Origin of the sequence: Rhodococcus sp. Eu-32 (assembly GCF_003336925.1) — a bacterium.
In the GTDB taxonomy this organism is placed as follows: domain Bacteria; phylum Actinomycetota; class Actinomycetes; order Mycobacteriales; family Mycobacteriaceae; genus Rhodococcoides; species Rhodococcoides kyotonensis_B.
In genome coordinates, this window is sequence record NZ_QGNK01000009.1 from 192,013 (window position 1) to 212,031 (window position 20,019).

The 20,019-nt window shown below is 64.4% G+C and carries 20 protein-coding genes; 11 read left to right on the forward strand and 9 right to left on the reverse strand.

Translation table 11 applies throughout. The annotated features are described in order from the left end of the window. Positions 1 to 25: 25 nt before the first annotated feature. Positions 26 to 328 carry a hypothetical protein gene (locus tag DK926_RS13440; RefSeq protein WP_243636794.1) on the forward strand — a complete coding sequence of 101 codons (303 nt, stop codon included), beginning with the start codon at positions 26 to 28 and terminating at the stop codon, positions 326 to 328. Further along, complete coding sequence (locus DK926_RS13445; RefSeq protein ID WP_114330817.1) at positions 325 to 816, forward strand: flavin reductase family protein; 492 nt, start codon at positions 325 to 327, stop codon at positions 814 to 816. The genes DK926_RS13440 and DK926_RS13445 overlap by 4 nt, the downstream gene beginning before the upstream one ends. Here the strand turns inward: DK926_RS13445 and DK926_RS13450 are convergent. The 6 genes from DK926_RS13450 to DK926_RS13475 all read right to left on the reverse strand — a co-directional run bounded on the left by DK926_RS13450 (position 813) and on the right by DK926_RS13475 (position 7,764). After that, positions 813 to 1,700 carry a TetR family transcriptional regulator gene (locus DK926_RS13450; RefSeq protein WP_114330818.1) on the reverse strand — a complete coding sequence of 296 codons (888 nt, stop codon included), beginning with the start codon at positions 1,698 to 1,700 and terminating at the stop codon, positions 813 to 815. The genes DK926_RS13445 and DK926_RS13450 overlap by 4 nt on opposite strands. 62 nt (positions 1,701 to 1,762) lie before the next feature. After that, entirely contained in the window at positions 1,763 to 3,016 is a 1,254-nt protein-coding gene (locus tag DK926_RS13455) for a DUF4185 domain-containing protein (RefSeq protein ID WP_114330819.1), read from the reverse strand. A 161-nt stretch (positions 3,017 to 3,177) separates the two neighbouring features. Beyond that, positions 3,178 to 4,764: an MFS transporter gene (locus tag DK926_RS13460; protein WP_114330820.1), complete on the reverse strand. Its 1,587-nt coding sequence runs from the start codon at positions 4,762 to 4,764 to the stop codon at positions 3,178 to 3,180. A 55-nt stretch (positions 4,765 to 4,819) separates the two neighbouring features. Continuing rightward, a complete protein-coding gene (locus DK926_RS13465; protein WP_114330821.1) occupies positions 4,820 to 5,902 on the reverse strand; it encodes a galactokinase in 1,083 nt (360 codons plus the stop codon). Further along, positions 5,903 to 6,985: a galactose-1-phosphate uridylyltransferase gene (gene galT, locus DK926_RS13470; protein ID WP_114330822.1), complete on the reverse strand. Its 1,083-nt coding sequence runs from the start codon at positions 6,983 to 6,985 to the stop codon at positions 5,903 to 5,905. It lies immediately after the preceding gene. Continuing rightward, on the reverse strand, positions 6,982 to 7,764 hold the full coding sequence (locus DK926_RS13475) for a DeoR/GlpR family DNA-binding transcription regulator (protein WP_068430178.1): 783 nt from the start codon (positions 7,762 to 7,764) through the stop codon (positions 6,982 to 6,984). The genes galT and DK926_RS13475 overlap by 4 nt, the downstream gene beginning before the upstream one ends. Positions 7,765 to 7,920: 156 nt before the next feature. On the opposite strand from DK926_RS13475, the gene DK926_RS13480 reads away from it, so the two are divergent. Next, positions 7,921 to 9,627, forward strand: coding sequence for a sodium:solute symporter family protein (locus tag DK926_RS13480; protein WP_243636795.1), 1,707 nt, complete (start codon positions 7,921 to 7,923; stop codon positions 9,625 to 9,627). Between the two features lie 12 nt (positions 9,628 to 9,639). After that, positions 9,640 to 9,918, forward strand: coding sequence for a hypothetical protein (locus tag DK926_RS13485; protein ID WP_068430175.1), 279 nt, complete (start codon positions 9,640 to 9,642; stop codon positions 9,916 to 9,918). A 52-nt stretch (positions 9,919 to 9,970) separates the two neighbouring features. Here DK926_RS13485 and DK926_RS13490 read toward each other — a convergent pair whose 3' ends face one another. Then, the gene (locus DK926_RS13490; protein ID WP_114330823.1) at positions 9,971 to 10,537 is read right to left on the reverse strand and encodes a DUF4352 domain-containing protein; all 567 of its coding nucleotides are present in this window, start codon (positions 10,535 to 10,537) and stop codon (positions 9,971 to 9,973) included. A gap of 158 nt (positions 10,538 to 10,695) precedes the next feature. Here DK926_RS13490 and DK926_RS13495 point away from each other — a divergent pair, with 158 nt between their 5' ends. Together DK926_RS13495 and DK926_RS13500 are read left to right on the forward strand one after the other, a co-directional pair. Next, the gene (locus tag DK926_RS13495) at positions 10,696 to 11,898 is read left to right on the forward strand and encodes a histidine kinase (RefSeq protein WP_114330824.1); all 1,203 of its coding nucleotides are present in this window, start codon (positions 10,696 to 10,698) and stop codon (positions 11,896 to 11,898) included. 36 nt (positions 11,899 to 11,934) lie between these two features. Then, the gene (locus tag DK926_RS13500; RefSeq protein WP_114330825.1) at positions 11,935 to 12,588 is read left to right on the forward strand and encodes a response regulator transcription factor; all 654 of its coding nucleotides are present in this window, start codon (positions 11,935 to 11,937) and stop codon (positions 12,586 to 12,588) included. Positions 12,589 to 12,598: 10 nt separating this feature from the next. On the opposite strand, the gene DK926_RS13505 is transcribed toward DK926_RS13500, so the two are convergent. Both DK926_RS13505 and DK926_RS13510 read right to left on the reverse strand, forming a co-directional pair. Further along, the gene (locus DK926_RS13505; protein WP_114330871.1) at positions 12,599 to 13,366 is read right to left on the reverse strand and encodes an IclR family transcriptional regulator C-terminal domain-containing protein; all 768 of its coding nucleotides are present in this window, start codon (positions 13,364 to 13,366) and stop codon (positions 12,599 to 12,601) included. Between the two features lie 5 nt (positions 13,367 to 13,371). Next, positions 13,372 to 14,871, reverse strand: a complete 1,500-nt coding sequence (locus tag DK926_RS13510; protein WP_114330872.1) for an APC family permease — start codon at positions 14,869 to 14,871, stop codon at positions 13,372 to 13,374. A gap of 322 nt (positions 14,872 to 15,193) precedes the next feature. Between DK926_RS13510 and DK926_RS13515 the strand changes: the two genes are divergently transcribed. From DK926_RS13515 to DK926_RS13535, 5 genes are read left to right on the forward strand one after another with little or no spacing between them, the layout of a single operon-like run. Further along, positions 15,194 to 15,775, forward strand: coding sequence for a MauE/DoxX family redox-associated membrane protein (locus DK926_RS13515; RefSeq protein WP_114330826.1), 582 nt, complete (start codon positions 15,194 to 15,196; stop codon positions 15,773 to 15,775). Between the two features lie 27 nt (positions 15,776 to 15,802). Beyond that, positions 15,803 to 16,414: a redoxin domain-containing protein gene (locus DK926_RS13520; protein ID WP_114330827.1), complete on the forward strand. Its 612-nt coding sequence runs from the start codon at positions 15,803 to 15,805 to the stop codon at positions 16,412 to 16,414. Positions 16,415 to 16,445: 31 nt separating this feature from the next. Then, positions 16,446 to 17,123, forward strand: coding sequence for a methylamine dehydrogenase light chain (locus DK926_RS13525; RefSeq protein ID WP_114330828.1), 678 nt, complete (start codon positions 16,446 to 16,448; stop codon positions 17,121 to 17,123). Beyond that, entirely contained in the window at positions 17,120 to 18,433 is a 1,314-nt protein-coding gene (locus DK926_RS13530; RefSeq protein WP_114330829.1) for a hypothetical protein, read from the forward strand. The genes DK926_RS13525 and DK926_RS13530 overlap by 4 nt, the downstream gene beginning before the upstream one ends. Further along, positions 18,430 to 20,019, forward strand: a complete 1,590-nt coding sequence (locus tag DK926_RS13535) for a multicopper oxidase family protein (RefSeq protein WP_114330830.1) — start codon at positions 18,430 to 18,432, stop codon at positions 20,017 to 20,019. Before DK926_RS13530 ends, DK926_RS13535 begins: the two co-directional genes overlap by 4 nt.

The window sequence follows — 20,019 nt, forward strand, 5'->3', positions numbered from 1 at the left end:
TTCACTGTTCGACAAGGTCACCGTCATGCACTCGACCAGCGAATGGGCCGACGTGCATCGTGACCTCGTCGACGTTCTGGGTCCGGCCGTCTTCTCCGACGGCCGGGCCTGGGCCAGTTTCGGCGCGGTCAGCGTGTCCGACGAACCCGGGCCTGCGTGGTCCCTTCTCGCGAAGACGACCGATCTCGAGGCCGTCGCCCGGGCCGCGGAAGACCTCGGGTGGGACGTAGGCACACCGGTTCGAGGTGGCCACGAAACGCGCCTCCCTCTGCGCTCCCCCGCCGGGCTGACCGTCGTCGCCTACGCACCGGAAGGAAAGACCTCATGACCGCACCAGCGCACGACCCCACGCACTTTCGCACGGTGTTGGGCCAGTTCTGCACCGGGGTCGTCGTCGTGACTTCGGTCGACGACGCCGGAAGCCCGATCGGCATGGCCGTCGGGTCGTTCACCTCCGTCTCGCTCGACCCGCCGTTGGTGGCGTTCTTCGTCGCGCACACATCGACGACGTTCCCGAAAATCGCTGCCAGCGAGCGGTTCTGCGCAAACATCCTGTCCCACGATCAACTCGACCTCTGCCGGGCGTTTTCCAAGTCCGGCGGGGACAAGTTCGCGGGAATCGGTTGGCATCCGACCGAATCCGGCGCCCCGGTGTTGGACGGAGCTCACGGCTGGATCGACTGCGCCATCGACAGCGTGCAGCGGCTCGGCGACCACGACCTGGTCGTCGGCAGAGTCGAGCAGCTCGACACCGACGGCGCCGACGAGTCTCCTCTCGTGTTCTACCGCGCCGGGTTCCACGCACTGCAGCGCTAGAGCTTCAGCCCCTCGCCCGCGGGTCGGTGCGCAACGAGGTCGAGGGCGAACCGGACGTACGCAGCCGCGATCTCCTCGGGCTGCTCGTCGCCCTGCGGGTTGTACCACTGCGCGACGGACACGCACATCGTGACGACGGCACGCGCGGCCTCGTGCGGACGGTTCGTTCCGAACAGGCCGAGGTCGACGCCGGACTGCACCTCGACGTCGACCATTCGCTGCAGCGCAACGCGTTTCGTGGCGATGGCGGCATAACTGTCGTCTTCGAGGCTGCGCATCTCGCTCGATCCGACGAACCCCATCTCCTTGCGGTAGCTGTGGTAGAGCGTCAAGCTCTCGACGAGGCGTGAGAACCGCTCGACATGATCGTCGGGATCGCACTCGTCGCGGGCGGCGGTCGCGCGTCGCAGCAGATCGGTCATCGTGAGCTCGAACAGGGCGACCAGCATGGCCTGTTTGCTCGGGTAGTAGTGGTAGAGCGCGGACACACTCGATTCCGCTTCCTCGGCGATGTCGCGAATAGAGCAGCCGTGGTAGCCCTTGCGGACGATGCAGGCCAGCGCGGCCCGCAGGACGACATCCATCGGGACGTCGTCGAACTCGCGCCAGTTGCCGGTGGTCGATTCGTCCTCGTCGGGTCGCCTCGACGCGACGCTCGCCGAACCCGTCGCGAACAGATCGGCGGGCGAGACACCGAGCGCGGTGGCGATCTCGTGCAACCGATCGACACTCATGGTGGTCCTGCCCTTCTCGAGGGCGGTGATGGTCGCCGGGCTCAGTTCGAGACGCCGCGCCAGTTCGCGGAGGGACACACCCGTCGCCATCCGGGTCTCGCGTACGCGCGCCCCGATGTGCACCCCGGGACTGTCTGCCATGGACACCATCTGTTCAGCGTAACGGAACGTGATTGTTCGGCACGATCGAACGACTCGGACATGCGTCAGGGCTAGGGCCTCAGCGCATCGAGATTCGTCCGTAACAGCAACACGTTGTAGTCCGACCACCGAGAAGCCGTGAAGTACAAGTCTTTTCCGTTGGTCGTCGGGTGAATGTAGGGCGCGTAGATGCCACCCGAGGTGTTACGGGCGTCGAGCAGCGTGGTCGGCGCGGTCCACGGGCCCTCGGGCTTCTCGGCGGTCCGAGCGACGATCGTGCGGTTCGCCTCGTTTCCGTACAGCATGATGTACCGCTGCAGGTAGTCGTTCCAGGCCACCGACAACTCGCTGACGGGTTCTTCGACGACCGAGACCGAATCGGCGACATCCGTCGACCACGGTCGTGCAGGATCCGCCGTCGAATATTCGTACTTGCCGAGATCGAGAATGTTCTCCGGCAGGACACGAGACAGGAAAGCTGCGCCGAATCGTCCATTGGGCGTGCCGAATTGGTAGATGTAACCGTCCTGCCCGCGTGTGTACGCGTTCATCTGGAACTTGCCGTTGCTCTCCTCGACCTGCTCGACGCCGGGGATCGTGACACCTGCATTCACACGGATCGTCGACGGCGCCGTCGCCCAGGTCTGGCCGTTGTCGTTCGAGACGGCGATGGCGGAGAAGTTCGTGACCCACCGCCCGGGCGCTCCCCATTCACGCACCGACATGTAGTTCATGTACTGGACGCCGTCGATCGAGATGGCCGCGGTCGGGATCGTCGTGTCCTCGACCTTCGGCAGTCCGAGGCTCGGAATGACTTCACTGGCGAAGTTCGGGGCGAGTGGCTGCACGACCGCGCCCGAATCGACGTCACCAGGAACAGCCGGGCCGACGGTGATCCCGTCGGACAGGTTGTCGTCGTTCGACCTCAGCAGAACGTTGCTGCGCCACTGCTGACCGGTGACCGAGCAGTTGCCGAAGGTGTCGCCGAACGCCATCAACGTCTGACCTGCACCGTTGTCCCAGCTGATGCCGAGGTCGGTGCCCGAGATGCCGAGGGTCTCGTACGTGTCGTTGGGACTCTGCGGTCCGGTGACCCACGCGATCGACTGCGTGGCGCCGGTATCGATGCGCGGCAACGGGCCCTGCGGGCCTCGTGGATCTCTGCCGTCGCCACTTCCCGACGAGCCGAACAGCGGCGACGACCCCGGGCCGCCCAGTCCTCCACACGGATCCGCCGACGCGACAGGGCTGGCGAGGACGGCGAACCCGCTCGTCATCAAGGTGAGGGCCGCACCGAGTGCGATCTGTCGACGTCGTGTGCGCATACGAATCCTCACGGGGTCGTGTTACTCGTGTGACTGATGTGGTGAGTGTTACTGAAATCAACTGTTTGCGCAAGAAATGGGCATCGGCAAACCCCGTTGCAGCGGAATGACATTGGTGTGATTTGCGCGAGAATGCAGCGATACGACTGGCGGCGGGGACGCTACTCGGGCTGTCTCTGCGGAACGGCACCTGTGAAGAACAGGGCGGTCACCGCCAGGAGTGCGGTGAGCGACAACGCCATGCGCAGAGCTTCGAGACGCGCATCCGCATTCAGCTGCACGATGTCGTTCACTCTGGCCTCGTCGATCGAGGCATCCTCGGCGGCCGCGCGCAGCTGTGTGTCGGACAGGAACGGTACACCTGACGACAGTTCGGTCGACGCCTGCTCCTTCACCGCGGCGGGGACATCCGAATTGGTTTGTATGCCAGTGACTATCGACGCGCTCAGCGTGGCGATCAGCACCGAACCGATCAGAGCCGTTCCGAGGGATGCCCCGAGATTGGTGGCCGTGTTCTGGAGTCCACCGACCTCTGCGCTCTGCGAATCCGGCACGGCGGACACCGTCACCGCACCGAGTTGCGACGCGAGCGCACCCAGTCCGACACCCATCAGCAGCATCGGAAGTGCAACGATCCCCGCGTTGGCCCCCGGATCCAATCCAGCGACCAGAATCAGAATTCCGACGATCATCGACGCCCAGCCCGCTCGTACGACACGTCGGGGATTCGCGCGCGGCCACATCCGCGGAATGCCTGCCGCCGAGACGAGGAGCGCCACCGACAGCGGCAGCAGTCGAAGTCCGGTCTGCAGCGCACTGAGTTCGAGGACGACGGACAGGAACAACGGGACGGTGAAGAAGACACCGGCCTGAACGGTGAATTGTGAGAAGAACATGGTCAGCCCAGCGGTGAGCTGGCGGTTTCGCAGCAGTTGCGGGTCGACGAGCGGCTGCGCATCCGTGGCCGCGAGGTGAGTTTGCCAGCGCAGGAAGACGTACAGCAGCCCCGTTCCGGCGAGGATCAGCCAGATCACCGGCGACAACCCAAGGAACATCGGGCCGCCCGTCTGCGCACGCACCCAACCCCATTCGCCGGAACGCAGGACACCGAACACGATGGACCCGAGACTGGCGATCGACAACAGTGAGCCGACGACGTCGAGCCGGGCAGGCTCGGGTGGGACATCCTTGACCCGGCGCAGAACCGCCAGAATGGCCACGACGAGAACGACTTCCCCGAAGAACACGTACCGCCAGGAGGCGAACGTCGTCACCCCACCGCCGATCAGGGGGCCCGCGGCGACCGCCATGGCCCCGGCCGCTGCCACGAGACCATAGGCGCCTGCACGTCGCTCCGGCGGGAAGTTGGCCGCGACCAGCGCCACGATGGCCGGCATGATCAACGCAGCACCGATGCCTTCGAGCAGTGACCACCCGAGCAACAGGACGGGAAGTCCGGGTGCGAGACCCGTCGTGAACGAGCCGGCGCCGTACACGACCAGTCCGATGCCGAAGGCCCGTCTGCGCCCGATGATCGTGCCGATCTTTCCGCCAGTGATCATCAGCGTCGCCATCACCAGCGTGTACAACGTGATCGCAGTCTGAATACCGGTGATGGAGGTGTCGAGGTCGGCCGCGACCGACGCCATCGACACGTTCATCACCGAGCTGTCCAGCGTCATCAGGAATTGGCCTGCGGCCAGTACCGCAAGCACCAACGACGAACCGGACTTCACCCGGGCGGGCATCCTCCGATGATGCGCCGGGAGCTGCCGCCTTCGAATCACCCGGGGAGGGTGACTGTCACCGCTGTACCGCGGCTCCTGATCCGGCGCGGGCGGTGAAGATCATAGGTGCCGGGTAGCCGTTTTCGGCGATGTCCGACGCGATCTTCTCGGCGATCGCATCTTTCTCGGCGGCCTTGACGAGAGCAATGACGCACCCGCCGAATCCGCCGCCGGTCATGCGGGCACCGAGCGCACCGTGCCGGACCGCCGAGTCCGCGATCAGATCGATGTGCGGTGTGGTGATCTCGAAGTCGTCGCGCATCGACGCATGCGACTGATTCATCAGATCACCGACGCGGCGGAATCCGCCGGCCGTCAACGCTATTCCGCAGTCGAGGACGCGTTCGTTCTCGGTCAGGACATGCCGTGCTCGGCGACGGTCGGTCGGATCGTCTATTCGGTTCAGGACATCCTGCCCCTGCACTTCCCGGAGCGAATCCGCCCCGAGAACGTGCGCCGCCCGTGTGCAGGATTCCCGACGCGCCGCGTATTCCCCTGTCGAATGCTGATGTGCTGCATGGGAATCGACGACCAATAACGCCAGACCATGACTGGCCGGGTCGAAGTCGACGGGCGTGACGTCGGACGCCTCGAAGTCGATGAGGAGCGCGCGGTCGGCTTCGCCGTGGAGCGACGCAAGCTGGTCCATCAGGCCGGTCGGGGCGCCGACGAAGTCGTTCTCGGCTCGCTGCGCGATCCGCGCGACATCGAGAAGGTCGAGTTCGACGCCGGTCGCTTCGTTCATGGCCAACAGCACCGCACATTCGAGCGCTGCGGACGACGACAGTCCCGCGCCGATCGGCACAGTGCTGCTGATCGACATCGTTCCACCGACGACGCGATGGCCTGCCGCGGCCAGAGCCCAAACGACACCCGCCGGGTACGCGGACCAACCGTCGACGTCGCCGGGTTGTGCGGTGACGTCGAAGGCGTGCTTCCCTGCCTCCCTGTCTGTTTCGATCGTGATCGTCGTGGAGTCGTCCGGCTCGAAGCGGACGGTCGTACGCTGCTCGAGCGCAATGGGCATTGCGAAGCCGAGGTTGTAGTCGGTGTGTTCACCGATCAGATTGATGCGGCCGGGTGCCTGCGCGACGATCACTTACGCCAACTCCTTCAGACGATCGGCCATCTGCTCGGGTGTCACGTCGGTGATGAACGCGTCCATCGCCGACTCCGACCCCGCCAGGAACTTCAGCTTCGTGGCGGACCGACGCACCGACATCAATTCGATGTGGAAGTACCCGTCCTGCTGACCGCGATCCGGTCGATACTGATGTAGCGCCGAAATGTACGGCAGCGGTGTGGGATACATTCGGTCGAACCGACCGAGCACGTCGAGGTACACGTCGGTGAGCCCGTCGAGCTCCGCTTCGGTGAGGTCGGTGAGATTGTGCACGTGGCGATTCGGAAAGATGTGCACCTCGACCGGCCAGCGCGCCGCGAACGGCACGAACGCCGTGAACTGCTCGTTCGACGCGATCACTCGGACACCGTCCCGAATCTCTCTCGCCAGGATGTTCTCGAAAAGGTTTGCGCCGTGGTTGTTCTCGGCGAAAACGCGAGCCTGACGCAGCATCGACGTGGTCCTCGGCGTCAGATACGGGTAGCCGTAGATCTGCCCGTGCGGGTGGGACAGCGTGACGCCGATTTCCTCCCCCCTGTTCTCGAAGCAGAAGACCTGCTCGATCCCAGGCATCGCCAACAGCGTTTCGGTGCGGTCCCGCCAGACGTCGACGACGAGCCGTGCGTGCTGGTGACTCAGTTCGAAGAACGACGTCGTGTGGTTGCTGGAGAAACAGATGACCTCGCAGCGGCCGACGCCGGGACCCGAATCGCGTTCCGGGTCCAGCGGTTCGGCGGTAGGTCCTGCGTGTGACAGGCTGGGGAAACGGTTCTCGAACACGACGACGTCGTAGTCCGCGGCCGGCACCTCACTCGAATCGCCGCGCGGGGACGGACACAGCGGGCACTGATCGGCCGGAGGCTTGTAGGTGCGGTCCTGACGCAACGCGGCGATCGCGATCCAATCACCGGTCTGGCGGTCACGCCGAACCTCGGACTGCGCGATGGTGGGGCGCGGCGACAGCGGCCTCACATCCGGCACAGGACGAACGTCGTTGCCGGGCAACGAGAAGAAGAGTATTTCGCGACCGTCCGCCAGCGTCGCCTGTGTGGTCTTCATGCATTCTCCGTCTCGGCTACGACAATGGTGTCGACATGTTTCGCGAGTGCCCTGCGGTCGGCGGAAGCGAGTCCGTCGTCCACGACGAGCGTGTGGACGTCCGACATCCGTCCGAACACGTTGGTTCCGACCTCGCGGTACTTGGTGTTGTCGGCGAGCACGAACAGCCGCCGGCCCGTGGCGATGAGACGCCGATTCGTCTCTGCCTCAGCGATATTCGGCGTGGTCAGCCCCGATTCGACGTCGAATCCGTGCACACCGAGGAAGACCGCGTCGACACGGAAGGAATCGAGCGCCGCGTTGGCGACCGGACCCACCAGCGCATCGGACGGCGTACGCGACCCTCCCGTCAGGTAGACGATGGGGTCGGGTTCCGACGGGTGTCCGGTCAGCTCCTGAAAGATCGGGATCGAATTGGTGACGACGGTGATCGAACTGCGTCCGCGCAGTAGCCTGGCCAGCTCGAGCGTCGTGGTTCCTGCGCTGACCGCGATGGTCATGCCGTCCTCGACCGCGCCGAGAGCTGCTCGACCGATTGCCACCTTCTCGGCGTGCTGACGTGCGGCCTTCGCCGTCGACGGTGGTTCGACGCCTCGGTTGTCGCGGGCGATAGCGCCACCGTGCACCTTGCGCAGAACCTCCCGCTCGTCGAGAACGTCGAGGTCACGCCGGATGGTCATCTCGGACACGTCGAGACTGTCCGCGAGGTCGACGACCTTGACGGCACCCTCCGCGCGAAGCGCCGACATGATTCGTTCATGCCGCTCTGCTGCGAGCATCCGCTTCTACCTCCGAGTCCCTGGTGAAATCGAACATTACCAAACATCGAGCTTGGAAATAACGGTCGAATCTGTACGTAAATGTTTGACTCTGTTACTTTATGTTCACATTGCTCACGACCGTGAGCCAGCTCACTCGACCAGGGAGGTTGACGCGTGACGTCGAACCTTGCGGCAGAAGGCGCGCTGTCGTTCAACACGAACGCGCTGGACTACGTCCTCATCGCCGTATATTTCGTATTCGTCCTCGGAATCGGATACGTAGCCCGCCGACAACTGTCGACGAGCCTCGACTTCTTCCTCTCCGGCCGTCGGCTACCCGCATGGGTCACCGGCATCGCATTCGTGTCCGCGAATCTCGGAGCCGTGGAGATCATGGGCATGTCCGCCAACGGCGCCCAGCTCGGTCTTGCCACGATGCACTACTACTGGATCGGAGCGATCCCGGCGATGCTGTTCCTCGGCATTGTCATGATGCCGTTCTACTACGGCTCGAAGGTACGCAGCGTTCCTGAGTTCATGCGCAAGCGGTTCGATTCCAAAGCGCATCTGGTCAATGCGATCAGCTTCGCCGTCGCGCAGATCCTCATCGCGGGTGTCAACCTGTTCCTGCTCGCGACCGTCGTGAGAACCCTTCTGGGATGGTCGCTCTGGGTGTCGCTGATCGTAGCCGCCGCAATCGTGTTGACGTACACCGTCCTCGGCGGCCTGTCCGCCGCCATCTACAACGAAGTGCTGCAGTTCTTCGTCATCCTCGCTGCGCTCGTGCCGCTGACGGTCATCGGGCTCATCAAGGTCGGCGGCTGGTCCGGTCTCAAGGAAAAGGTCGTCCCGACGGTCACCGACGGCAGCGTCACCGCGTCGACGGGTGAACAGCTCTCGTCGTGGCCCGGGCAGGCGTTGAGCGGTTTCGATTCCCCGATCCTGTCCATCGTCGGCATCGTGTTCGGCCTCGGTTTCGTGTTGTCGTTCGGCTACTGGACGACGAACTTCGTCGAGGTGCAGCGCGCCATGGCGTCCGATTCGATGTCCGCAGCCCGGCGCGCCCCGATCATCGGCGCGATCCCGAAGATGTTGGTGCCGTTCGTCGTCGTGGTCCCCGGCATGATCGCGGCCGCGGCCATCGGCGACATGATCAACCTGAAGCAGAACGGCACCGGCGACATCACCTACAACGACGCCATGCTGTTGATGATGCGCGACATCCTGCCCAACGGTTTGCTCGGCGTCGCCGTCGCCGGTCTGATGGCCGCGTTCATGGCCGGTATGGCCGCGAACATCTCGGCGTTCAACACCGTGTTCAGCTACGACCTCTGGCAGCAGTACATCGTCAAGGATCGCGAGGACGGCTACTACATCACGGTCGGACGCGTCGCGACCGTCGTCGCAACGATTCTCGCGATCTTCACCGCGTTGATCGCGTCGGGATATTCCAACCTGATGGACTATCTGCAGACGTTGTTCGGATTCTTCAACGCACCGCTCTTCGCCACGTTCATCCTCGGTATGTTCTGGAAGAAGATGACGCCCGCGGCCGGGTGGATCGGGCTCGTGTCGGGAACGGCGTCAGCGGTGTTCGTGTTCGTCCTGTCCGAGGTCGGGGTGATCAACCTGCCCGGTCAGGGCATGCCGTTCGTGGCCGCATCCGCTGCGTTCGTCGTCGACATCGTCGTCAGTATCGGTGTCAGCATGGTGACCCGACCGAAACCGGCGAAGGAACTCGTCGGCTTCGTGTACTCCGAGACTCCTCGCGAGATGTTCGCCGACCCCGAAGATGCCACCAACCCGTGGTTCAAGCGGCCGGTTCCGTTGGCGGGCTTCGCGTTGGGCCTCGTCGTCGTTCTCAACATCGTCTTCCACTGATAGGGCACTGACATGACCTCACCAGATTCGAAGCCCAGCGCGATCGCGCGGTTGTTCGACATCCGCTCCGTCATCGGCGCGCTTCTCGGCATCTACGGAATTCTGCTGACGCTGGCGGGCCTGTTCCCGTCTGTGTTCGGTAACGAGACCCATTCCTCGCCGTCGAACAACGTGGTCGACATGAGCGTCGGAACGAGCGCCAACCTGTGGGTCGGGCTCGTCATGCTCGCTCTCGCGCTCACATTCGGTGGATGGGCACTCGCGCGGCCTGCGGTCGTCGGGGACAAATAACACCCGTGCGCGGGAATGTATACCCCTCTATACATTCCCGCGCACGTGGGGCTTACAGCCCGATGGTCACACCACCCGACAGCAACGAGTCGTGCAGTTCGATCTGCGTCGGAACGGTCCCGACAGGGACGTCGAAGACGATCGTCGCCTCGATCGCGTTGCCCGGGTTGATCTGCTCGAACGCGATCCCCTGATCGAGCACGATGGTCGCCATGTCGTCGACGGAGTACTGACGCCCCTGGCCGTCGAGCAGCTTCTGCGCCGACGTCGTGAAACTCTGCGCCTGATCACCGATGTTGCGGACCGACATCGTCACGAGCACGTACTCGCCCTGCGCGGTCTCGGTCAGAAAATCCTGTCCGACGCTGGGTACTCCGGGCTGAGCGCCGGTGACGACGAACTCGAATTTGCCGTCGCGCAACGGGGTTCCGAGGCCGACAACCGGTTCCGTTGCCTCGGGAGCCGGGGCTCCAGGGCTCGACGTGCTGGTGTCCCCTGATCCACTGTTGACCGCGGTGACCACGATGACGAGCACGATCAGCGCGAGAATTCCGGTCAGGATCTTGTGCCGGAAGAACCAATTGCGCTTCTCGGTGGGGACGGGCTGAGGTGTTGTCATGAGGAAATCCCTTCGTTCGTTTGCGATGGGACAACAACACCGCAGCGGGCGTGGTCGGCACTTCGGCAAATCGGACGAACCGCCTCATCCTTTCGGTCGGTCGACGGACCGGTCGGTCGATGCCGGACTGTCGGTGACGAACCGTATGGTTTCCGTCCATGAGTACGAACACGCCGCCGAGGTGGCGTCGCCGCGTGTGGACCACCGCTGCGGTGACACTGAGTGTGTTCTGCTCGCTGATGACGCTCGGGCTCGCATCGACATCGGACAATGGGGCGGTCTGGAACTACGGATTCGGTCTGTTGCTGAATCTGATTGCCGGCTTTGCGTTGATCTGGCGTCACGAGAAGCCGTTTCTCGTCCTCGGCCTCTCGGTGATCGGGCCTCTGTTCCTCGAGACCGACGCGACGGCCGCGCTCATCGCGCTGTATGCCGTCGCCCGTTTCGCCACCGGCCGCGCCCTCGGTGTCTCGACGGCCCTGGTGTTCGCCGCGTGCGGAGTTTCCTTGACGTACGACGCCTTCCGGCGTCGCGACTACTCGGTGCTCACGATGGGTGTCAAGGTAGCCGAAGACGGTCCCGTCCCCGACTGGAACGTCCCGCTGTGGATCGCGTGGCTGGTGGCAGCCATCCTCGTCGGCGCCGTCACCGGTCTGGCCGTTCTGCGCCGCACCCAGTCCGATCTCGACGCCGCGGTGCACACCCGCGACCGATATGCCAAGCAGTCCGACGCGTTGCGCGAAGAGGCGATTCTCGTTGCCGAGCGCACCCGAATCGCCCGCGACATGCACGACACGTTGGCGGCCGGCCTCAGCCGAATCTCGTTGTTCGCGGGCGGATTGCAGGTCAACAGCACCGAAGGGCCCGAGAAGGTCGCCAACACCGCGTCGTTGATCAGGCAGACCGCCCACGACGCGCTCGACGACCTGAGGCGCATCATCGGCGTGCTCCGCGGCACAGGCGACTACGCGGGCGGACGGCGAAGCATCGAAGGGGTATCGGATCTCGTGCACAGCGTCCGCGACGCCGGCACCCATGTCACCTACTCGCTCGACCTGGCGCCCGGAGACCTCGGAGCGTCCACCAGTCAGGTGGCCTATCGCGTCGCGCAGGAGTCACTGACCAACGCCCAGAAGCATGCACAGGGCGCGCCGATTCATGTTGACGTGCAGGGCAACAGCGACGTCGGACTCCGCGTCGTCGTCCGTAATCACCTCACCGGTGCACCGGCGTTCGCGCACGGATCGGGCACCGGCCTGACGGGGTTGAGCGAGCAGGTTCGCCAGATCGGCGGCACCTTCGATGCACAGGTCGTCCCCGGCGAATTCGTCGTCCAGGCCTGGCTTCCCTGGCACACGTGAACTTCTGTCGGTGGCGCGTCGTAAGCTTCGCGCACCATGACAGCACCGGGCATCATCACAGTTCTCGTCGTCGACGACGATCGGTTCGTGCGCGCAGGCGTTCGTGACATCTTCGCTGCCACCGGCGACATCGAGGTGGTCGGCGACGTCGACGACGGTGACCGAGTCATGCAGGCCGTGAGTACATTCCGTCCGCACGTGGTGCTGATGGATCTGAAGATGAAGCGCATCGGCGGACTGGAGGCCACCCGTCGGCTCATGACGCTGCAGAACCCGCCTGCCGTCATCGCGATGACGGCACTGGACGTCGACGACCTCGTCGTGCAGGCGGTCGCGGCAGGCGCGCACAGCTTCGTCAGCAAGGACGAAGCGCCCGAAACCTTTCATCTCGCTGTACGCGGGGTCGCCACGGGCAACACGGTCTTCAGCAAGGACTCGCTGCGCCGGATCGTCGCGTCGCAGAATCCGCCTGCACGGACCGTCCCCCCTGCACTGAACTCGCTCACCGACCGCGAGCGAGAAGTGCTGTGCATCATGGCATCCGGCGCGACCACCGCAACCATCTCGAAGGAGATGTTCCTCAGCGAGACCACGGTCAAGACGCACATTTCGGGGATCTTCACCAAGCTGGGTGTCAACAATCGAGTCGAGGCTGCGCTCAGCGCCTTCCGCGCCGGTTGGGTCAGCTGACGACGCCGCGTCACACCAATCCGCGCAATTCCTCCGCACCCGCCCGCAGGAATTCGACGAGGTCCGCGTTGTCCGCGGACACCCGACCCGCGATGCCTTGAAGACACAGCCCGCCGACGACGTCCGACCCGCGCTCTCGCACCGGGACAGCCAGTGCCGCACGCCCGATCCGCGCTTCCTCGCATTCGAACGAGACCTCAGTCGCGAGAATGCCCGCCAACTCCGCGTGCAACGCAAGGCCGTCGACCAGCGTGTGCGCCGTGACGGCTTTCAGCTCCACCGCGTCCAGACATCGAGGCCGGTAAGCCAACAACAACTTTCCGGCAGCGTGAGCGTGCAGGTTACGAGAGATCGTCGACGCCGACACCACCTCGTGATCGGGATCGGTGTCGACGATCTTGAGCGCCCCTCCGCGGAAGGACGCCACGTACAGCCCGTGCCTCGTCTCCGACCGCATCGAATCGAGGACCTGGGCCACGGTACGAGTCTGGTCGGCACCGGTTGCGGCATATGCCAACTCGGACGTGCGACGACCGAGAGCGAAACCCGACAAGTCAGGCGTCCGTGCGAGAAAGCCGTCGGCGACGAGGTAGTTGAGCATCCGGTATGCCGTTGCGGGCGGCACCTGTGTGTGCGCTGCAATCTGTTTCGCGGTGGCTCCCGCCCCGAGATACGCGACCGCTTCGAGCATTGCCAGCGCCTTCTGGACGGCCTTGGGTTGCTGACCCCCGAACCCTGTGCCGGATCCACCCGCCCGCGCATCACGTCGTTCGGTCACCACGTCTACCGCCCGCGCGGGGCCGGAGTCAGGACCGGCTTGCCCGCGTCGTCGATATGCAGTGACGACGCGCCGGGCAGGAGATCTGCGGTCTCGACGCTGTCGAACACACCGATGGCATCGATGCTTTCGGGCCGGACACGTCGGAGTACCAGGTACCACAGCGCACCGGAGCCACCGAGAGCCGCACACCAGGCGATGTACAACCAGGCGCCCGATCGCGCGGTGTCCACCACCGCGAACGACAGCAGCCCTGATCCCGCCGCGGCCGTAAGCAACCCACACACCCGAGTGAAGACGGTGTGCTCACCGATACGACTCAGGAACCGCAGCGCTGCGACCGCGACCATCGTGTATCCCAGGATCAACGCGATCTCGACGACGACGTCGTAGTTGTCGGGCGCGTGATCCGGGTCGTGCCACAGTGATCCGATCAACGACAGGCCGACGAACACGAGAACCCCGGCATACGGCGTCCGAAATCGTGGGTGGACACGCTCGAACACACCGGGTATGACTCGCTCGACGCTCATCGAGAACAACAGCCTCGAGCCCGCTTGCGCGAACCCGAGCGTCGACGCGATCCACGACGAACACACGCCGAGATTGACCGCGAGTACGAGCAGCATGCTGGCACCGGACTCGGTTCCTCCGAAGTACGCGTTGATCAGCACGCCCGCATGGCCGCTCATCCCAGCCCAACCCGCGAACACGTACAGAGAGCCGACGAGCAGCGGCGTCACCAGAATCGTCGACGTGACGGTCCGCAGCGGGCGCCGCGCTTCGGGTCCGAAGAACGCCGCGCTTTCGAATCCCGCCAGGCTCAAGACTGTCTGCATCGCCAGGAACAGCGCGAATCCGATGGGCGCAGACGACGTTGTGACGACGGCGTCGACAGGCACGGGCGACTGCAGCATCACCATCGTGATCACCACCAGCGTGCACACTTCGATGAAGAGAATCGTTCGAGCTGCGAACCGCACCCCGCGGATCGCGACGAGAGCCACCGCAAGCGCGACGACAAGACACCCGATCACCGCCGAGCCGCCGCCGAGTTGAAGTCCGGCCTCGTCGCCGAGTTCCACGAGATTGGCGCTTGCATTCGACAACACCGAGATCGACACCCCGAAGTAGCCGACGAGCAGTGCCGCACCGGCGGTAAGCGTCGCTCGCTTCCCGAGGCCGTGCGCGACGAAGCTGTACAGGGATCCTGATGCCGCCAGCCTCACCGTGAACTGCCGGATACACAGAGCGACGAGCGTCATGATCAGTGTTGCGCCGATGATCGCCAACAACCCGCCCGGTCCCCCTGCGGTCGACGACATCCACAGCGCGATGAACACCATGCACGTCGCCGGTGCCATCGTCGACATCGATTGCCCGACGAGGTCGATCGGTGTCAGCTGTTTGCGACCCAGCGCACCGAGTGGCGAGTACACAGGATCCGAGGGTCGTTCGGTCAACGCGGCTTGCCGAAGAGCTGCGCGTAATGCGCTCGTGTTCATGTTCATCCTGGTGGTGGGTTGTTCCGTGGAACCGAAATGTACGGGTGCCCGATTGCACGCGTGTTTCGTCGGTGACGCCCAATCGAACTTCAAGTGAGAAACGCGGACCGAAAATCGGACCGCCGACGACCGATCTCTGTGGCTCCCGACACATTCGACGCCTCATCAGGCCGTCGACCAGCATGGATGCACCTGTCATGACCTCACACGAACTCGCTCAGCACGTAACGCGCGAGAAGCATCCGCGTCGCATCTCGCTCGCATGATTTCCCCGAAGCACCCGAACGACTCGATCGGGAGCGTATGGACGAGGAGGTGGGCGATGCTGTGGGCAGCTCTGTCGAGTGTGGTCGGTGCCGTGTTGTTGGTGGCCGGCATTCCGAAGGTCGGCGACCGCGATCGGATGGCTCGCCTGGTTCGCGGCTACGAACTACTTCCCGACGCGGCAGCCGGGGTCGTCGGGGCGGCGCTGCCGTGGGTGGAGATCATCCTCGGAAGCGTCCTGCTCCTCGGGATCGCGCCGTCGGTCGGCGGCATCGTATCCGCCGCCCTGTTCGTCACGTTCTTCGCCGGGCTGACCGCGAACCTGTTGCGCGGACGCCGTGATATCGACTGCGGTTGCTTCGCGTTCGGTGGCGGCGCCGACGAAGTCGAGCGCATCGGCTGGTGGCATTCCGCCCGAGCCGCAGCGTTCGCGATCGTGAGCGTCGTCGTCGTCGTGACCCCCGCGTTGTCCGTCCTCGAGCGGGTCGCCGGCGCCGGAATCGGTGTGTTCGGCGTCGGACTCGTCTGCGTCGGGCTCTACGCACGTTCGGTGATGTCGTTCGGGCGCAGGCCGATCGACGACTACTTGAGCAACGCCGCCATCGAGATGCGGGCGGTGCAGTCCGTCAGCCGTTACTGATCGATCCCGAGAAAGGTTCTTCCCACGATGACCGCATTTCTGTTCACCATGGTTCTCCTCCTCACCGCTGCTGTCGTCGGCTTGTTGCTGATGATTCTCGGGCTCGCTCGCGAAATCGGCCGTGTGCAAGTACGTCTCGGTCCACTCGGCGCCCGGATGATGGATACGGGTCCGAAGATCGAGCAGGTCGGCCCGACGTTCCACGGACTGCAGGATCATGTCGGCCGGACGGTCAGCGTCGGCGGCCACCGTGACCGGCCACAGCTGCTGCTGTTCACCGCACCCGGTTGCTCCACCTGCAAGTCGCTGCTCCCTGGCGTGAAGGCAATGGCCAAGGGCGAAGGGGACGTCGACATCGTCATGATCTCGGACGGGACTCCGCACGAACATGCCGAGTTCCTCGCGGGCGCGAACCTCGGCAGCGAACTGAGTTACGTCGACGGCCGAGACGTCGGAATCGCCTACCAGGTCGGCACGACGCCGTTCGGTGTCATGCTCGACGAGCACGGGAAGATCAAGGCCAAGGGTCTCTGCAATCACATGGCTCAGGTCGAAAGTTTGCTCAACGCATTGGAATCCGGCATTCCTTCGCTTCAGCACCTTCACACCCAGGCCGCCCGGAACCGCGGCGTCGCTTAGTTTTTCGTCCACCATCCAGAACGGAGAGCACATGGATAATCACGACCACGCGAAATCGACCGAACAGCGTTACCCGGTCGACGAGAGCACCGTTGCGGAACAGGCGGAGTGGATGGCGGGGCGCGGAGGAAGTTTTGCGAGCCGCTCGGGCCGCAAACTGTCCGAACGTGTTTCGCGACGATCGATGATCTCGAAGATCGGCCGCTGGACTCTCGGCGCGTCTGGCGTCGCGATAGTCAGCTCGTTGCCGGTGTCCCGAGCTCATGCGCAGGAAACTCCGGCATCGCCCCAACCGCAGGTCCCGGAATACGACGGCAGCAACCCCGCCGAGTGCGACTACTGGCGCTGGTGCAGCATGGACGGAACCTCCTGTGCGGCATGCGAGGGCGGCGGATTGACCACGTGCGCACCGGGTTCCAAACCGGGAGCCGAATTCTGGGTCGGTTGCTGCACCAACCCGGCCGACGGCAAGACCTACCTCATCGCGTACTACGACTGCTGCGGCGCCCCCAGTTGCTCCAACGCGTTCTGCGGCGAGCCTGACATGCAGGCGTCGATGTACAACCCCGTCAGCGGAAGCTACGACCAGGAGATCATCTGGTGTGTCTCCGACGAATCCCAGGCGTACACCTGCACGATGGCGCCGATCGTCGGCGAAGATTGCCAGGTCAGGCCGGCCGCACGTCCCAAGGTCGGTGCCGGATCGTGACTCGACACCGCCGCAGGGCAGCATTTGCCGTCGCCCCTCTGGCCGCATTGCTCGCCGTCTCGTCGTGCAGTGCGAGCGACGAGAGCGCCGACGATTCCGCATCGTTCACCGAGGTCGTCTATCCCACAGTCGAATTCACCGCACCTGGTGAAGGAATCGGACTGGGCGAGGAAGACCAGAAGATCACAGGTGAGATCCCCGAACCACTACACGTCGGCGAGATCACCCCGATCGGCGCAAACCAGATCCTGGGTGTCGAGGGTGGATTCGGCAAACTCGAACTGACCGTCAACGCGCTGGACCCGGCGACGGGCGAAGTGACGACACGGGTTGTCGTCGGGCCCGGCATCTGGGACCCCGTCATCCACGGCTTCGTCGGCGAAACCGCAAGCGACCCTGCCATCATCGCCGCCGAGGTGTGGCGTCCACGAGGATCTCGCGGCGCCGCCGACTTCACCGTCACCACGTACTCCGGCAACCTGCTCGACCCGAAGGAAGCGGTGCTTCCCGACGTCGCTCGCGTCCACTCCCGTGAGGGATCGAACGCGGTGACGTCCGACGGGAAGTACTTCGTCAGTTGGGACGACGGACTGTACGGAATTCGCGTCGTCGATCTGGAGTCGGGCGAAGAGTCCGGCGCGATCCGAATCGTGGGTTGTGGGCCGTTCACGTGGATGGTCGGGCACGAGCTGTACAGCGTCTGCGAAGAGACCCGAGAGTTGTTGCACGTGAACATCGGCGACAACGGCGTACCGACCGAAGTCGGACGCGAGAAGGTACTGCCGGACGATTTCGTCAGTACCCGCAAGACCACGTTCGCCGAAGAAGCGAAGAAGGCGCTTCTCGTCAGCGAGAACGGAGACGTCTTCGTCTTCGACTTCTCGGACGGGCTGCCGACACTTCCCGTCACTCCGATCGGAAACGCGGGCGACCCGTCGGGACGCTTCTCGGAGAACGTGATCAACGCCGACGCAACACGATTGACGATCACGTACACCGACAGCATCATCCATCCCGACTCGGCGCGAGGCGGTTCCGTCGCGAAGGTCGTCGTCTACGACGCCGCAAATCTCGCGCCGGTTCGCACGTTGTCGCTTGCCGACATCGGAATCACGAGCTTTTCGTCGATGGCATACAGCGTCGACGGGAAGACGTTCTACGTTCTCGGTGACGGCCCGGAGGTCGACGGCGAATCCCCGCAGAAGCTCGTCGGATTCGATGCAACCACCGGCGCCCAGGTCAGCTCCGTCGACCTCAGCGGGAATGTCGATACCGTCACCAGCCTGTTGACCCCCGAGGAGCTCGAATGACTCAGCCGGCACCCCGGTTGATGCTCGGCCGTCGTCGATTCCTGTCACTCGCAGGCGCAGGCGTCGGCCTGGCAGGAATCGGCGCACTCGGCGTGACCGGATGCAGCTCCTCGTCGGGGGCGGCATCCGGTACCACCGAGAAGCTCGACTACATCAAGTCGACGGACCCCGAGATCGCGGCGGCGGAAGCACTGCGTTCGTCGACGGGCCGGACGGCTGCGTACGCGTTGACGGCAGGCCTGGCCACCGTCGATCTGGGTGGTCGGTTCGTGAACACGTGGTCGTACGGCGGCGCTGCGGTCGCCCCAGAGCTGCGGATGTCCGTCGGCGACACCATGAAGGCGTCGGTGACCAACTCGGTACCTGCGGACACCAGTATCCACTGGCACGGCATTCGCATCCGCAACGACATGGACGGCGTGCCGCCGGTCACGCAGGACCCGATCGTGCAGGGCTCCACGTTCGAGTACTCGTTCATCGCTCCTGATCCCGGAACCTACTGGTACCACTCGCATTCCGGCCTTCAGGCAGATCGTGGCCTGTTCGGTGCGCTGATCGTCGAGGACCCCCAGGACACCTCGGGAGCCGACGCGGATGCCGTTCTCGTGCTCGACGACTGGGTCGATGGTCTCGGCACGACGCCGGATGCCGTCATGTCGGCACTGAATCCAGATCTGCACGGCGGCGGCCATGCAGGACACGGAGGCGCGTCGACCCCGGTTCCCGTGGGCGCCGACGAGGCGACGGTAGCAACGTCGTTGACGTCGTCGGGACACGGCGAGTCTGCTGTGCTGGGCGGCATGACACAACACATCGCGTATCCGCTGCACTTGATCAACGGGCGGCCACCGAACGATCCAGCAGTGGTGGAAGCTGCAGCCGGATCGCGGCTGCGTCTGCGAATAATCAACGCTGGAGCGGAAACTCCGTATCGTTTCGCAATTGCAGGCCACCGGATGACGATCGTCGCGGTCGACGGATTCGACGTCAAACCCACCGAGGCGGACGCCATCCTGGTCGGCATGGCCCAGCGGTACGACGTGCTGATCACCGTCGCGTCGGGCACCTGGCCGATGGTCGCGGCCGTCGAAGGACGCCCGGGATACGCGTCGACCGTGCTGCGTAGCCTCGACGCGGCCCCACTGTCGAATCCCGATGTCGGAGGATCGATTCCGGAACTCGGACGTGAACTGGTGCTCGAAAGTGACTTGCGTCCGGCCGCGAAGGTCATGCTCGACAGCAAGTCTCCCGACCGCGACTACCAGGTGGAGTTGCTTCAGGCCGGTGACCGCTACGTGTGGGCGATGGCAGGCGCCGATGCAGGCAAGCTCGTCATGAAGCACGGCGAACGCATCCGCATCACGATGACGAACAACTCGACGATGTGGCATCCGATGCACACGCACGGCCACACGTTCGCGGTCCCGGACTACGGCGGTCTCCGACGCGACACCGTCAACGTGCTCCCCGGAACCTCGCTCGCGATCGAGTTCGACGCCGACAACCCCGGCGAATGGATGTTTCACTGCCACAATGCCTATCACTTCGAAGCCGGCATGACGGCGAACCTGATGTACGTCCGATGA

Coding starts and splice junctions, on each gene's coding strand:
- DK926_RS13440 (WP_243636794.1), top strand. CDS start 26: ATGCACTCGACCAGCGAATGGGCCGACGTGCATCGTGACCTCGTCGAC.
- DK926_RS13445 (WP_114330817.1), top strand. CDS start 325: ATGACCGCACCAGCGCACGACCCCACGCACTTTCGCACGGTGTTGGGC.
- DK926_RS13450 (WP_114330818.1), bottom strand. CDS start 1,700: ATGGTGTCCATGGCAGACAGTCCCGGGGTGCACATCGGGGCGCGCGTA.
- DK926_RS13455 (WP_114330819.1), bottom strand. CDS start 3,016: ATGCGCACACGACGTCGACAGATCGCACTCGGTGCGGCCCTCACCTTG.
- DK926_RS13460 (WP_114330820.1), bottom strand. CDS start 4,764: ATGCCCGCCCGGGTGAAGTCCGGTTCGTCGTTGGTGCTTGCGGTACTG.
- galT (WP_114330822.1), bottom strand. CDS start 6,985: ATGAAGACCACACAGGCGACGCTGGCGGACGGTCGCGAAATACTCTTC.
- DK926_RS13475 (WP_068430178.1), bottom strand. CDS start 7,764: ATGCTCGCAGCAGAGCGGCATGAACGAATCATGTCGGCGCTTCGCGCG.
- DK926_RS13485 (WP_068430175.1), top strand. CDS start 9,640: ATGACCTCACCAGATTCGAAGCCCAGCGCGATCGCGCGGTTGTTCGAC.
- DK926_RS13490 (WP_114330823.1), bottom strand. CDS start 10,537: ATGACAACACCTCAGCCCGTCCCCACCGAGAAGCGCAATTGGTTCTTC.
- DK926_RS13495 (WP_114330824.1), top strand. CDS start 10,696: ATGAGTACGAACACGCCGCCGAGGTGGCGTCGCCGCGTGTGGACCACC.
- DK926_RS13500 (WP_114330825.1), top strand. CDS start 11,935: ATGACAGCACCGGGCATCATCACAGTTCTCGTCGTCGACGACGATCGG.
- DK926_RS13510 (WP_114330872.1), bottom strand. CDS start 14,871: ATGAACACGAGCGCATTACGCGCAGCTCTTCGGCAAGCCGCGTTGACC.
- DK926_RS13515 (WP_114330826.1), top strand. CDS start 15,194: ATGCTGTGGGCAGCTCTGTCGAGTGTGGTCGGTGCCGTGTTGTTGGTG.
- DK926_RS13520 (WP_114330827.1), top strand. CDS start 15,803: ATGACCGCATTTCTGTTCACCATGGTTCTCCTCCTCACCGCTGCTGTC.
- DK926_RS13525 (WP_114330828.1), top strand. CDS start 16,446: ATGGATAATCACGACCACGCGAAATCGACCGAACAGCGTTACCCGGTC.
- DK926_RS13535 (WP_114330830.1), top strand. CDS start 18,430: ATGACTCAGCCGGCACCCCGGTTGATGCTCGGCCGTCGTCGATTCCTG.